Below are 14868 nucleotides of genomic sequence, written 5' to 3' on the forward strand. Positions count from 1 at the left end.
GGCCACCGCATGTTTTCAGGATCTATTCCGGCGCTCGTCACGCCGTTTGCCGCCGACGGCAGCTTCGACGAACCCGCCTATCGCGACTTCGTCGAGTGGCAGATCGCCGAGGGCTCGTCGGGGCTGGTCGCATGCGGAACGACCGGCGAGGCGGCGACCTTGTCGTACGACGAGCATTTCCATGTGGTCCGCGTCTGCGTCGACCAGGCGAAGGGTCGCGTGCCCGTGATCGCGGGTGCGGGCTCGAACGATACGCGCGTCGCCTCGGCCAACCTGCGAGCCGCGAAAGAGGCTGGTGCAGATGCAGCGTTGATGGTCCCGCCCTATTACAACCGGCCGGGGCAGGAGGGAATCTTCCGCCATTTCGAGGCGCTGGCGACGTCGACCCCGCTGCCGATCATCCTCTACAACGTCCCCGCTCGGACGGTGACGGATATCCAGCCGGCGACGCTGGCGCGGATCGTCGCGGCGTTCCCGGACGTGTTCGTCGGGGTGAAGGATGCCAGCGGCGTCCTCGCGCGTGTCTCGCAGCACCGCGCGTCGTGCGGACCGGATTTCTGCCAGCTGTCGGGTAATGACGACCTCGCGTTGGCGTTCAACGTCATGGGCGGCACCGGCTGCATCTCGGTGAGCGCCAACGTCGCGCCGAAGCTCTGTGCCGAGTTCCAGGCGGCGTGCCAGTCGGGCGATTTCGTCAAGGCTCTGGCGTATCAGGATAAGCTTTATCCGTTGCACGAGGCGCTGTTCACCGATGCCTCGCCGGGTCCGGTGAAGTACGCGATGACGAAGGTGCGGGCTGGCTTCCCGGAGACGCTCCGCCTGCCGATGACCCCCGCCGGTGAGGCCTCGCGCGCTGCGGTCGATGCCGCCTTGGCGCACGCCGGTCTGGCCTGAACCCCCTGCGTGTTCTCCTGCGAAAGCAGGAGCCCAGGATCACGAAGACCGCCGCGTGTAACCCTGGACTCCTGCGTTCGCAGGAGAACGGCGTTTGTTTGCGCGAATAGCACCCCACCGCTTCCCCTAAGCCTCGCGACCTCCTACATCGCGCGTCCCATGGCACGTCCCAAACCCCCGACCTTCGAGAAGACCAAGATCGTCGCCGAGAACCGGCGCGCGCGGTACGACTATTACATCGAGCAGGTGTTCGAGGCGGGCATCGCGCTCACCGGCACCGAGGTGAAGGCGCTGCGCGGCGGCGAGGGATCGATCGCCGAGGCCTATGCCGAGGTGAAGGGCAAGACCGTCGTCCTGGTCAATTCGAACATCCCCGAATTCAGCCACGGCAACCGCTTCAACCACGAACCCAAGCGGCCTCGTAAGTTGCTGCTCCACGAGCGCGAGATCAACAAGATGTTCGGCGCGGTCGCGCGCCAGGGCATGACGCTCGTGCCGCTGATGATCTACTTCAATTCGAAGGGTCGCGCGAAGATCGAACTGGCGCTCGCCAAGGGCAAGCAGAACCACGACAAGCGCGATTCGGTGAAGGAACAGGACTGGAAGCGCGAGCAGGGTCGGATCATGCGGGATCGCGGATAACCGACGTGGCGCCGGTGTCGATGACCCTATCGTCTTGAGCATATTCGGGCGTCTCGCGGCGTGGTCGCATCGCAATTTGCCGACCCGCGAATCGATGGAGCGGAACCGTCTTCTCCGTCCGGTGGCGCACCGCGTGCTCGCGCCCGAACTGTGGCGCTTCACCCGCCGGTCGGTTCCGCGCGGTGTCGCGCTCGGGATGGTCGCGGGCATCCTGATCCCGGTCGCGCAGACGCCGGTCGCCGCGATCTTCGCATTGCCGTTCCGCGCCAACGTGCCGACCGCAGCGCTGACCACTTTTATCACCAACCCGCTGACCACGCCGCCGCTCTGGATCGCGGCTTATTGGATCGGGTCGTCGCTGCTCCGGCTCGACGCGCATGTCCCCGGTCAGCCCGTTGCGGATGCGGCGGCGCGTACCGAATGGATCCCGTGGCTGATGCAGGCGGGACCCGCCACCGCGCTCGGCCTGCTGGTCATCACAATCGTGTGTTCGGTCGGCGGGTATGCGCTCAGTGCGCTCGGCTGGCGGTTGTGGATCGCGCGCAAGTGGCGGCACCGCCACGACAATCGTGTCGGTCATGTTTCGTAACATTTGACACCGGTTGGAATTGACGGACCGTCCTATCGGCGTAGAACACACCGCATCCTGAAGATCTTTTCCGAGGTTCTTGATGCGTAAGTCGATTGTTACCGTGATCCTGCTCGCGTCCGCCGCATCGGCTTTCGCCCAAACCAGTGCCCCGTCGCCGACCCTCGCCAAGGCTGCCAAGGGTCCCGTCGCCGCCAAGGACGCCAACAAGCCGCAGATCGGCGATTTCGGTTTCGACATGGCCGGCCGCGATACCAGCGTGACGCCGGGCACCGACTTCTTCGATTACGCGAACGGCGGCTGGGTGAAGACCACGCCGATCCCCGCCGATCGCTCGTCCTACGGCATGTTCCACGTCCTCCAGGACCTGTCGCTCGAACGCACCCGCACGATCCTCGACGTCTCTGCCAAGACGCCCGGCGACAAGGTCGGTGATTTCTACTCGAGCTTCATGGACGAGGCCGCGGTCAACGCGAAGGGCGCCACGCCCGTCAAGCCGATGCTCGCCGCGCTCAAGGCGACCAGGGACAAGACCGCGCTCGTCACCGAGATCGCCAAGCTCCAGCGCATGGGCGTCGGTGGCCTCGTCGGCGTCGGCGTGCAGCAGGACGACAAGGATCCGACCACCTATGTCGTCAGCCTCGGCCAGAGCGGCATCGGCCTCCCCGACCGCGACTATTACCTCAAGGACGACGCGAAGCTCGCGACCATCCGCACCGCGTACCAGGCGTATCTGACGCGGATGCTGACGCTAGCCGGCGAGCCCAACGCCGCCGCTCGCGCTGCCGCCGTCTTCAACATGGAGAAGGGCCTCGCGACCGCGCACTGGACGCGGATCGAGAGCCGTGACGCCGACAAGACCTACAACAAATGGACCGCCGCCGACTTCGCCGCGAAGGCGCCCGGCTTCCCCTGGGCGCAGTACATGACCGCGATGGGCGTCACCGGCCGTCCGTTCTATCTCGTCGCACAGCCGAGCGCAGTGACGGGCGAGGCGAAGGTCTTCGCCGACACGCCGATCAACGTCCTGCAGGACTATGCGATGCTCAAGGTGCTGCGCGCCTACGCGCCGTATCTGTCGAGCGATTTCGACAAGACCAACTTCGCGTTCTACGGCACCACGCTGTCCGGCACGCCCGAGCAGCAGGTCCGCTGGAAGCGCGGCGTCTCGACCGTGTCTGGCGCGATGGGCGAGGCGATCGGCCAGCAGTACGTGGCCAAGTATTTTCCGCCCGCGTCGAAGGCTGCGGCTGACGACCTCGTCAAGAACGTCATCGCGGCGATGGGCGAGCGTCTCCGGAATCTCGAATGGATGGCGCCCGAGACCAAGACCAAGGCGCTTGCCAAGCTTGCCGCCTTCACCCCGAAGATCGGCTATCCGGACAAGTGGCGCGATTACTCGGCGCTCCAGATCCAGCGCGGCGATCTCGTCGGTAACGTGTCGCGCGCCAACGCGTTCGAATATGATCGTGACCTGAAGAAGCTCGGCCAGCCGATCGATCGGGCTGAGTGGTTCATGACGCCGATGACGATCAACGCGTACGCCAACCCGACGATGAACGAGGTCGTCTTCCCGGCCGCGATCCTGCAGCCGCCGTTCTTCGATCCGAAGGCGGACCCGGCGGTCAATTACGGCGGTATCGGCGCGGTGATCGGTCACGAGATCAGCCACCACTTCGACGACCAGGGCCGCAAATACGACCTCAACGGCAAGCTCACCGACTGGTGGACGCCGCAGGATGTCGCGCGCTTCAAGGTCTTCACCGATGCGCTCGTGAAGCAGTATGACGCGTACGAACCGCTCCCCGGCCAGCACATCCAGGGCGGCCTGACGCTCGGTGAGAACATCGCCGACTTGGCGGGCCTGACGGTCGCCTACGACGCGTACCACAAGTCGCTCGGCGGCAAGCAGGCGCCGATCATCGACGGCACGACCGGCGACCAGCGCTTCTACTACGGCTGGGCGGGCGTCTGGCGCACCAAGTTCCGCGACGCCGCGCTCCAGCAGGCGCTGTTGTCCGACCCGCATTCGCCGGGCCACCAGCGCGTCCTGACGGTCCGCAACCTCGACCCCTGGTACGCGGCGTTCGGCGCGAAGCCCGGCGAGAAGAGCTACCTCGCCCCCGCCAACCGCGTCCGTATCTGGTAAACGATCGGCTTAGCCGACCCGCCCGATAGAGCCCCGTCCCAAAGAGCCCCGTCATCCTGGGCTCGACCCAGGATCTAGAGCCACGCACGCATCCGCCTGCAACTCTGGATCCTGACTTTCGTCAGGATGACGAGATTAGGAGAACCCCATGAAGTCCTTCATCGTCGCCGGCCTGCTCGCCGCAACCGCCATCACCGGCGTCACCGCCGCCATCTCGCAAACGGCTGAGCCGAGCCCGCCAACCGCCGCTTCCACCGGCGCGCAATACGGGACGTTCGGCTTCGACGAGAAGGGCATGGACAAGACCGTCCAGCCCGGCGACGATTTCTACACCTTCGCCAACGGCAACTGGTCCAAGACCACCCCGATCCCCGCCGACAAGTCGAACTACGGCTCGTTCAACCTCCTCTCCGACCTGTCCGAGACGCGCACCCGCGGCATCCTCGACACCGCCGCGAAGGACCCCAACTCGAAGATCGGCCGCGCCTACGCCACCTATCTCGACACCGGCACGATCGAAGGCAAGGGCCTCGCCCCGATCAAGCCCTGGCTGTCCAAGATCGCCGCGCTGAACGACCGCGCGGGCTATCCCGCCCTCCTCGCCGAAGCCGATCGCGCCGGCATAGGTGGCCCGTTCGGCGGCGGTGTCGGTCAGGACGACAAGCTGCCCGAGCAATACGCGCTTTCGCTCGGCCAGTCCGGCCTCGGCCTCCCCGACCGCGACTATTACCTCAGCACCGACGCCAAGCTCGTCGAGGCGCGCAACGCCTACCGCGCGCACATCGTCAAGATGCTCACGCTCGCCGGCGAACCCAACGCCGAAGCCCGCGCCACCGCCTTGCTCGCGTTCGAAACCGAGATCGCCAAGGTCAGCTGGACCCGCGTCGACAGCCGCGACGCCACCAAAACCTACAACAAGATGACCGTCGCCGATCTCGCCAAGCGCGCCCCCGGCTTCGATTTTGCCGCGTATTTCAAAGGTATCGGCACGCCCGTTCCGACCGTCATCGTCGCGCAGCCCTCGGCGATCACCGGCATCGCCAAGCTCGTCTCGACCGCGCCGATCGGCGTGCTCAAGGACCAGCTGATCCTGCGCTCGCTCGACGGCTATGCCGACGTCCTCCCCAAGGCGTTCGACGCGGAGCAGTTCGCGTTCTACGGCACCGTCCTCGGCGGCACCCCCGAGCAGGAAGCCCGCTGGAAGCGTGGCGTGCAGTTCACCTCCGGCGCGCTCGATGACGAGGTCAGCAAGCTCTACGTCGCGCAGTATTTCCCGCCCGAGACCAAGGCCGCAGCCGACAAGCTCGTCAAGAACGTGCTCGCCGCGATGGGCCGCCGGATCGACAAGCTCGAATGGATGGCGCCCGAGACCAAGGTCAAGGCGCACGCCAAGCTCGCCGCGTTCACCCCCAAGATCGGCTATCCGAGCCAGTGGAAGGATTTCTCGGGGCTGACGATCACCTCGGGCGATGCGTTCGGCAACGAGTGGCGCGCGAACGAATGGCAGCACCAGGACAATATCGCCAAGCTCGGCAAGCCGTTGCAGCGCTGGGAATGGGGCATGACGCCGATGACGGTGAACGCCTACGCCAATTTCGGCATGGTCGAGATCGTCTTCCCGGCCGCGATCCTGCAACCGCCGTTCTTCGATCCGAAGGCCGACGATGCGGTCAATTACGGTGGCATCGGCGCGGTGATCGGCCATGAGTTAAGCCATCATTTCGACGACCAGGGCTCGAAATACGATGCGAAGGGCCAGCTCACCGACTGGTGGACGCCGAAGGACATCGCCGGCTTCAAGGCGCTCACCGGCAAGCTCGGCGCGCAATATGACGCGTACGAACCGCTGCCCGGCATGCACGTGAAGGGCCAGCTGACGATGGGTGAGAACATCGCCGATCTCGCGGGTCTGACGGTGGCGTACGATGCGTACCACACGGCACTCGGCGGCAAGACCGCGCCCGTCCTCGACGGGTACACCGGCGATCAGCGCTTCTACCTTGGCTGGGCGCAGGTCTGGCGCCGCAACTACCGGGAAGCCAACCTTCGCAACCGCTTGCTGACCGATCCACACTCGCCGTCGCAGCAGCGTGCGTGGGTCGTGCGCAACCTCGACCCCTGGTATGCGGCATACAAGCCGACGCCCGGGCAGAAGCTGTATTTGACGCCGGAGCAGCGCGTTCGGATCTGGTAAGGGCTGGCTCCCTTGCGATAGCGGGGGAGCAAAACCTAATACGTTTCCTGCATAGGAAAGCGCCCAAGCCCGCCCAATCCCCAACGGTCCCCCCTCCCTGAAAGGGAGGGGCAGGGGGTGGGTAGGCCGCTTGGAGAGCACAGCGTCCGCCAACAGGCCGACCCACCCCCAACCCCTCCCTTCCAGGGAGGGGAGCAGGATCAACCTTACCCTAGCCACAACAACCACCCCGGCGAAGGCCGGGGCCCAGTTGGGGGACGTTGCTGACGACGGTCCGTGCATCTTTATTACCACCTTTCCAACTGGGCCCCGGCCTACGCCGGGGTGGCGATTCCCTTTTGGGAACGTCGCCTGCAATACGAGTAACCCCCCAACACCACCGCAACCAGCTTGACGCCTAACCCCGCAACAGCGGATGACTCCCCGCGATGGCATCGCTCGCTTTACCCACCCCCGCCCGCAACGCAGCATTCGTCGCCATAGCCTCTGGCGTCGCCGCCGCCGCGATCGTGTTGTTGCTCGTCGGCAGCTGGATCGCCGCCGCCGGATTCTTCGCCGCGGCGATCATCGTCGTCGGCGCGCTGATCGCGTGGCGCCTGCTCAACCCCGTCGCCCGGGACGCGCCGCGCCCGGTCGACTGGGACCTCACGCGCACCGTCGCCGAAGCCGGCACCGACGCGCTCGCGATCACCGACCGCGCCGGGCGCCTCGTCTGCGCCAACGACGCCTACGAAGCGCTGTTCGAAGGCTTCCCGACGCCCCCCGGCCTGCCGCTCGACGAAGCCGGCAACGCAGCGCTCGCCGACGCCGGCCGCTCCGCCTGGCGCGACGGCACCGCGCAGGTCGACCGTCTCAACGCCCGCAACGTCTGTCTGTCCGCGCAGATCGCGCGCGCCGGTGACGACGCCGACATGCTCGTCTGGCGCTTCGTCACCGCGCAGGAACACGACCTCGCCGAGACGCTTGCCGCGCTGTTGACCGGCCCGACCGGAGACCGGCTCGGCGGCAGCGGCATCATGGCCGCGTTGCTCTCGCCCGACGGCCGCGTCCGCACCGCCAACCGTGTCCTCCGCGCGAGGGCGTGCGGCGACGAATACGATACGATAGCAGGCCGCGACTTTGCCCGGTTCCTCATCACCGACAGCCGCGGTCTCGTCCGGTTCGAACGCGAAGGCCTCGAAGGCACGCCGCTCCGCGTCCTCCAGATCCCGTTCCTCGACGGCGAGGACGCGCCCGTGCTGGTCGCACTGCTCGACGAGGAGGAGAACGCCCCCGCGCTCGGCGCCAGCGCCTCCGCGCACGTCCGCAGCCTCGTCAGCATGATGCCGTTCGGCATGGCGCTGGTCGACCGCGACGGTCGCTTCCTGCAGATGAACGACTCGTTCCTGCGCGCGGCGGGCGTCAATGCGGTCGCGCCACCGCTCTATCCAGGCGACCTCGTCGTCCGCGAGGACAAGGCCGCGGTCGCCGATGCGATCCGCAAGTTCGCGAACGGCGCGACGCACTCCGCCGACATGGCCGTCCGCCTCAAGGATCACCCGGACGAGCCGGTCGCGCTCACCATCGCCGGCGCGCGCGGGCTCGGCGACGCGGCCGTGCTGCTCAGCCTCAAGGACAACAGCGAGGAAAGCCGCCTCAAGCGCGAGGTCGCGCAGGCCACCAAGATGCAGGCGGTCGGCCAACTCGCCGGCGGCGTCGCGCATGATTTCAACAACATCCTGACCGCGATCATCGGCCACTGCGACCTGATGCTGATGCGCCATTCGCCCGGCGACAGCGATTACGACGATATCCAGCAGGTTCGCACCAACTCGAACCGCGCCGCCAGCCTGACCCGTCAACTGCTCGCCTTCTCGCGCCAGCAGACTCTCCGCCCGCAGATCCTCCAGCTCCCCGACGTCGTCTCCGAAGTCTCCAACCTGCTCAAGCGCCTGATGGGCGAGAACGTCCGCCTCGACATGACGCACGGCCGCAATCTGGGGCCCGTCCGCGCCGATCCCGGCCAGCTCGAGCAGGTCGTCGTCAACCTCGCGGTCAACGCGCGCGACGCGATCGTCTCGGCGAACGCGCGCGGCGGCGGCGTGCTGACGATCACCACGCGCGCCGTTCCCGCGTCCGAAGTGCGCGAGATGGCATCCGACATCCTGCCCGTCGCCGACTATACCGCGCTGATCGTCCAGGACACCGGCACCGGCATCCCGCCCGACGTACTCCCCAAGATCTTCGAGCCGTTCTTTACCACCAAGGAATTCGGCAAGGGCACCGGGCTCGGCCTCTCGACGGTCTACGGCATCGTCAAGCAGTCCGGCGGCTACATCTTCGCCGACAGCAAGCCAGGGCAGGGTGCGACCTTCTCGATGTACTTGCCGGTCCATTCGGCCCCCGCCGCGACTCGTCCGGTGGTGATCAAGCCGACGCCGAAGCCGGTCGACCTGTGGGGCACCGGCACGATCCTGCTGGTCGAGGACGAGGACATGGTCCGCGCCGTCGCCGAGCGCGCGCTCACGCGGCAGGGATACACAGTTTTGACCGCAGAAAACGGCGAGATCGCGTTGGAAGTGCTGGAGAAACACGGCCGGCCCGACCTGCTCATCAGCGACGTCGTCATGCCGCAGATGGACGGCCCGACGATGGTCCGCCATGCGCGCGAGAAATTTCCCGACCTGCCGATCCTGTTCATGTCGGGCTATGCCGAGGAGCAGTTGCGCAAGTCGATCGACCTCGACAACGTTGCGTTCCTGCCGAAACCCTTCTCGGTCCAGGAACTGGCCGAAGCGGCACGAGACGTGCTGGCGACGCGCCGAGCCTAAACCGGGCTGACCCGAACAAGATGTTGGCAAGTCGTAACAATCCCGACTATGCGCATGACATGACCGCTTCCCAGCAGATTCTGATCGTCGAAGACGAACCGTTGATCGCCATGATGCTCGAGGATTTTCTCGAAGTGCTGGACAAGGGTGTGGCGGGCTCCGTCGACACGGTCGCAGACGCGCTCAAGCGGATCGAAGAGGGCGGCGTCGATGGCGCGATCCTCGACGTGAACCTGCGTGGCGGCGAGAAAAGCACCGCGGTCGCCGAGGCATTGGCGGCCAAGGGCGTCCCGTTCGTCTTCGCCACCGGCGGTGGCGATGATGGCGTGGCCCCGGAATTCCGCGACCGTCCGCGGTTGCAGAAGCCCTTCACGATGGACGGCGTCGCGAAGGCCCTCGAAGGCCTCTGATACTAACTGATCGAGCGCTAAACGCTACACTTCTGCCCCCCTCCCTGAAAGGGAGGGGGCGGGGGTGGGTAGGCCGCTTGGGCGGGTCAACGTCAACCAACAGGCCGACCCACCCCCAACCCCTCCCTTCCAGGGAGGGGAGCAGTTCCACTACACCCCGTCATTCCCGCGAAGGCGGGAACCCATATTGGCAGACCCCGGTGTGAAAATCCTCAACGGCTGCCGATCTGGATCCCCGCCTCCACGGGGATGACGCAGGAGGGAGCTAGGCTCTCCTCCAAAAAACGACGCAACTCTCTTGCGCAAATACCCCCTCCCGCGACATAGGCGTTCGCCATGACCCGCACATTCGATAAATCGCGCCTACCGAGCCGCCACGTCTCCGTCGGCCCGGAGCGCGCCCCGCACCGCAGCTATTACTACGCGATGGGCCTAGACGAGGAGCAGATCGCGCGTCCGTTCGTCGCGCTCGCGTCCGCTGGCAACAACTCCGCGCCCTGCAACACCACGCTCGACGCGCAGGCGGATGCCGCGCAGGCCGGCGTCATCCAGGGCGGCGGCATGCCGCGCCGGTTCAACACGATCACCGTCACCGACGGCATCGCGATGGGTCATCAGGGCATGAAGGCCTCGCTGGTGAGCCGCGAAGTCATCGCCGACTCGGTCGAGCTCTCGGTCCGTGGCCATTGCTATGACGCGCTGGTCGGGTTCGCCGGCTGCGACAAGTCGCTCCCCGGGATGATGATGGCGATGCTCCGCCTTAATATCCCGAGCGTGTTCGTCTATGGCGGCTCGATCCTGCCCGGTCGCTATCAGGATCGCGACGTCACCGTCGTCGACGTGTTCGAGATCGTCGGCAAATACGCTGCCGGCGCGTGCCCGCTCTCCGAAGTCCACGCGATCGAGAAGGTCGCGTGCCCCGGCCACGGCGCATGCGGTGGCCAGTACACCGCGAACACGATGGCCTGCGTCGCCGAGGCGATCGGTTTGTCGATCCCGAACAGCAACATGGTGCCCGCACCTTACACCACGCGCGAACAGATTGCCGTGGCGGCCGGTGCGCAGGTCATGGAGTGCCTCGCCGACAAAATCCGTCCCCGCGACATCTGCACGCGTGAGGCGTTCATCAACGCCGCACGCGTCGTCGCGGCGACTGGCGGCTCGACCAACGCCGCGCTGCATCTCCCCGCGATGGCGTCAGAAGCCGGGATCGAATTCGACCTGTTCGACGTCGCCGAGATCTTCAAGACAACGCCGTACATCGCGGACCTCAAACCCGGTGGTAAGTACGTAGCCAAGGACATGTACGAGGCGGGCGGCGTCTACATGCTGATGAAGACGATGCTCGCGGGCGGGTTCCTCGACGGCAGTTGCATGACGGTGACCGGCAAGACGCTCGGCGAAAACATCGACCAGGTGACGTGGAACCCCGACCAGAAGGTCATCTACGACATCAAGACCCCACTGACGCCGACCGGCGGCGTCGTCGGATTGCGCGGCAGCCTCGCGCCCGACGGCGCGATCGTGAAGGTCGCTGGCATGCACCGGCTCCAGTTCTCGGGGCCGGCGCGCGTGTTCAATTGCGAGGAGGATACCTTCGCCGCGGTCGAGAACCGCCAGATCAACGAAGGCGAAGTCATCGTCATCCGCTACGAAGGCCCCAAGGGCGGCCCCGGCATGCGTGAGATGCTGTCGACCACCGCCGCACTCTACGGCCTCGGTATGGGCGAGAGCGTCGCGCTGATCACCGACGGGCGCTTCTCGGGCGGCACGCGCGGCTTCTGCATCGGCCATGTCGGGCCCGAAGCAGCGGACGGCGGCCCGATCGCGCTGGTCGAGAACGGCGACATCATCCACATCGACGCCGAGGCCGGCACGATCGACCTCGACGTTCCCGAGGACGTGATGGCGGAGCGGCGCGCCGCGTGGGTGCCGCGCACCAACGATTACGGGTCGGGTGCATTGTGGCGCTATGCGAAGACCGTCGGCCCCGCGTACAAGGGTGCCGTCACGCACCCTGGAGCCGCAGCCGAAACCCATGTCTACGCGGATATCTAAACGAATACTGGCGGTTGCCGCGCTTCTCTCGCTCCCGCTCTCAGCGTGTGGGCGAGGGCAGCCGAGTAGCGAACAGGTCGAGGCGCAGCAGCGCACCGAAACTGCCGGGGACAGCCGTATCGCCTGTGCGCAGGGTGAAGCCGCGTTCGCGTCGACCTGCACGATCGAACAGGCGCAAGGCAAGGATGGCCTGATCCTAACGATCCGCCATCCAGACGGAGCCTTCCGTCGGTTGCTGGTAACGCAGGACGGCCGCGGCGTGATCGCGGCGGACGGCGCCGAGGTGGCGAAGGTCACGATCTTGGGTGGGGGCGGCATCGAGGTCGCGCTGGGCGGCAACCGCTATCGCCTCCCGGCGACCGTCAAGGGCGCGACGAAGCCGTCATGATCGGCATCGAAGGCCAGCCGGTCCTCACAGCCGCCGAAATGCGCGCAGCGGAAAATGCGCTGATCACCACCGGCGTCTCGGTGGATGCGCTGATGGAGCGCGCCGGCACGGCCATCGCGGGCGCCGTCCGCCGGTTGGCGGGCGCGAACGAAGTCCTGATCCTCTGCGGCCCCGGCAACAACGGCGGCGATGGCTATGTCGCGGCCCGCCTGCTGGCGAAACTGGGTGTGCCAGTTCGCGTCGCGGCGTTGTCGGAGCCCAAGACGGATGCGGCGAAGTCGGCGAGGGCAGGGTGGCTAGGCCCGGTCGAAACGCTGGCGATGGCAAAACCCGCGCCGATCCTCGTAGACGCGTTGTTCGGCACCGGCCTGACGCGACCGCTCGACGCCAGTACAACACCGACACCCAACCGTTCCCCCGCGGACGCGGGGGCGCAGCTAAATCCCGAGGGCTCACCTAGCGGCCTATCCTGGGCCCCCGCGTCCGCGGGGGAACGGTCTGTGGTCGAGTGTCTACACTCCCTCGCGAACGCCGCTCAACTCAGCATCGCTGTCGATTTGCCCAGTGGCCTTGCCACCGACACAGGCGAGGCGCTCATCACGCCGCCCGTCTTCAACCTCACCCTTGCGCTCGGCGCTGTAAAACCCGCGCACCTCCTCCAACCCGCCGCGCGCTATTGCGGCGAGCTTCGCCTGCTCGACATCGGCGTTCCCACTGCCAGCCAAGCCGAAGTCCTCAAGGTCCCGTCGCTCCCATCCCCCGGCCCCGACTCGCACAAATACACCCGAGGAATGGTCGCGATCATCGCTGGCACCATGTCCGGCGCTTCCGATCTTGCAGCCCTGGCCGCGATGCGCGCCGGCGCCGGCTACGTGACCCTGCTCGGCGAAAGCCAAGGCCCCCCGCATGCGCTCGTCCGCGCACCGTTCTCCGATCATGCGCTGGCCAACGACCGTATCGGCGCACTCGTGATCGGTCCCGGCCTCGGTCGCGACGATACCGCCAAGGCTCGCCTCGAAGCGGCGCTAAACGCAGGCCACCCGCTGATTATCGACGGCGACGCCCTCCGCCTGCTGGACCCCGACCGGATCAAGACGTTGGACGTCCCCGTCATCCTCACGCCGCACGCTGGCGAGTTCGACGCGCTCTTCGGCAAATCCGAGGCGGACAAGATCACCCGAGCCCGCGACGCCGCCACCCGCGCCAACGCCATCGTCGTCTTCAAGGGCGCCGACACCGTTATCGCCGCGCCCGATGGCCGCGTCCGCATTGGGCAGGGCGCCAGTGACTGGCTGTCCACCGCCGGCACCGGCGACGTCCTTGCCGGGGCGATCGGCGCGATGCTCGCCGCAAAGATCGATCCGCTCGACGCTGCCTGCGCCGGAGTGTGGCTCCACGGTGACGCTGCCCGCCGATTGGGGCCCGCATTCATCGCCGACGACTTGGCGGAAGCGCTCCGGTCCGCCAGAGCATCGCTATGACCTCTGAAACGAAGATCGATACCATCGTCCGCGTCGCGGCGCGCGGCGACGGCATGACCGCCGACGGACGCCACGCCGCCTTCTCGGCGCCCGGCGACACGCTCGCCGCCGACGGCACCGTGATCCCCGGCCCGCACCACCAGACTCCCCCCTGCGTGCATTTTCCGACCTGCGGTGGGTGCCAGCTCCAGCATCTCGACGATCAGGCCTATGCCGAGTTCGTCACCGACCGCATCGCCTCCGCGCTCGACGGCCAGGACCTGTCCGCGCCGATCCGCACCCCCCACATCTCGCCCGAGCGAAGTCGCCGCCGCGCGACGCTCCACGCCGAGGCCAAGGGCGGCAAGATCACGCTCGGCTTCACTGCGGAGAAGGCGCACACGATCGTCGACATCAAGGAATGCTGGATCCTCGATCCGCGCCTGTTCGCGCTCGTCCAGCCGCTCCGTCAGCTGCTCAAGCGCCTCAACTTCCGCCGCCGCGCCGACATCCACCTGACGCTCGCCGACCAGGGCGCCGACATCCTGATCACCGGGTTCGCCCCCGAAGGCCTCCCCGCCGCCGAAGCGCTGACCAAATTCTGCGAAGACCACAAGATCGCCCGCGTGGCGTTCGACGACGGTCTCGGACCCGAGACGCGCTGGGAGCCCGACGCGGTCACGATCACGCTCGGCGGCGTCCCCGTGCCGCTCCCGCCCGCGTCGTTCCTCCAGGCCACGCCCGACGGCGAGGCCGCACTCACCGCCGCCGTCCTGGAGGCGATCGGCAAGCCCGGGACGGTCGCCGACCTGTTCGCCGGCCTCGGCACCTTCACACTCGCGATCCCCGCCAAGGTTTACGCGGCCGAAGGCGCGCGAGATGCGCTCGGCTCGCTGAAGTCCGCCGCTCACCGCACGCAACGTCCGGTGTACCCAGAGCACCGCGATCTTTACCGCCGGCCGATGACGGTGGCCGAACTCGATCGCTTCGATGCGGTGGTGATCGATCCGCCCCGCTCTGGCGCGCGCGAGCAGGCGACCGCGCTGGCGGAGTGCAAGACGCCGGTGATCGCCTATGTCTCGTGCAACCCGACCAGCTTCGCGCGGGATGCCAAGGAGTTGTGCGACGCCGGCTGGCGGATCGACTGGGTCCAGCCCGTCGGCCAGTTCCGCTGGTCGACGCACGTCGAGTTGGCTGCCAAGTTCGTTCGGTAACCGAGGAAATTTGTTCCCCCGCGAAGGCGGGGGCCCAGACTGGACCCCCGCCTTCGCGGG

Annotated in this window: 11 protein-coding genes; all 11 read left to right on the plus strand. The window is 66.9% G+C overall.

The window, feature by feature from the left end; genetic code table 11:
* Positions 1-9: 9 nt before the first annotated feature.
* The 11 genes from dapA (at position 10) to O6Y00_RS07505 (ending at position 14808) form a co-directional block, all read left to right on the plus strand.
* On the plus strand, positions 10-894 hold the full coding sequence (dapA, locus tag O6Y00_RS07455; RefSeq protein WP_353441973.1) for a 4-hydroxy-tetrahydrodipicolinate synthase: 885 nt from the start codon (positions 10-12) through the stop codon (positions 892-894).
* Between the two features lie 159 nt (positions 895-1053).
* Positions 1054-1536: an SsrA-binding protein SmpB gene (gene smpB, locus O6Y00_RS07460; RefSeq protein WP_132739206.1), complete on the plus strand. Its 483-nt coding sequence runs from the start codon at positions 1054-1056 to the stop codon at positions 1534-1536.
* A 40-nt stretch (positions 1537-1576) separates the two neighbouring features.
* Entirely contained in the window at positions 1577-2125 is a 549-nt protein-coding gene (locus O6Y00_RS07465) for a DUF2062 domain-containing protein (protein WP_414883032.1), read from the plus strand.
* Positions 2126-2207: 82 nt separating this feature from the next.
* Positions 2208-4274, plus strand: coding sequence for a M13 family metallopeptidase (locus O6Y00_RS07470; protein ID WP_353441974.1), 2067 nt, complete (start codon positions 2208-2210; stop codon positions 4272-4274).
* A 148-nt stretch (positions 4275-4422) separates the two neighbouring features.
* Entirely contained in the window at positions 4423-6468 is a 2046-nt protein-coding gene (locus O6Y00_RS07475; protein ID WP_353441975.1) for a M13 family metallopeptidase, read from the plus strand.
* Between the two features lie 428 nt (positions 6469-6896).
* Entirely contained in the window at positions 6897-9278 is a 2382-nt protein-coding gene (locus O6Y00_RS07480; protein ID WP_353441976.1) for a hybrid sensor histidine kinase/response regulator, read from the plus strand.
* 59 nt (positions 9279-9337) lie between these two features.
* Positions 9338-9688 (plus strand): response regulator, encoded by a 351-nt coding sequence (locus tag O6Y00_RS07485; protein WP_353441978.1) that lies wholly within the window; start codon positions 9338-9340, stop codon positions 9686-9688.
* 336 nt (positions 9689-10024) lie between these two features.
* On the plus strand, positions 10025-11746 hold the full coding sequence (gene ilvD / locus O6Y00_RS07490) for a dihydroxy-acid dehydratase (RefSeq protein WP_353441979.1): 1722 nt from the start codon (positions 10025-10027) through the stop codon (positions 11744-11746).
* On the plus strand, positions 11727-12134 hold the full coding sequence (locus tag O6Y00_RS07495) for a hypothetical protein (protein WP_353441980.1): 408 nt from the start codon (positions 11727-11729) through the stop codon (positions 12132-12134). The genes ilvD and O6Y00_RS07495 overlap by 20 nt, the downstream gene beginning before the upstream one ends.
* Complete coding sequence (locus tag O6Y00_RS07500; RefSeq protein WP_353441981.1) at positions 12131-13615, plus strand: NAD(P)H-hydrate dehydratase; 1485 nt, start codon at positions 12131-12133, stop codon at positions 13613-13615. Before O6Y00_RS07495 ends, O6Y00_RS07500 begins: the two co-directional genes overlap by 4 nt.
* Positions 13612-14808, plus strand: a complete 1197-nt coding sequence (locus tag O6Y00_RS07505; RefSeq protein WP_353441982.1) for a class I SAM-dependent RNA methyltransferase — start codon at positions 13612-13614, stop codon at positions 14806-14808. The genes O6Y00_RS07500 and O6Y00_RS07505 overlap by 4 nt, the downstream gene beginning before the upstream one ends.
* Positions 14809-14868 lie beyond the last annotated feature (60 nt).

Origin of the sequence: Sphingomonas faeni (genome assembly GCF_040407565.1) — a bacterium.
Lineage (GTDB): Bacteria > Pseudomonadota > Alphaproteobacteria > Sphingomonadales > Sphingomonadaceae > Sphingomonas > Sphingomonas faeni_F.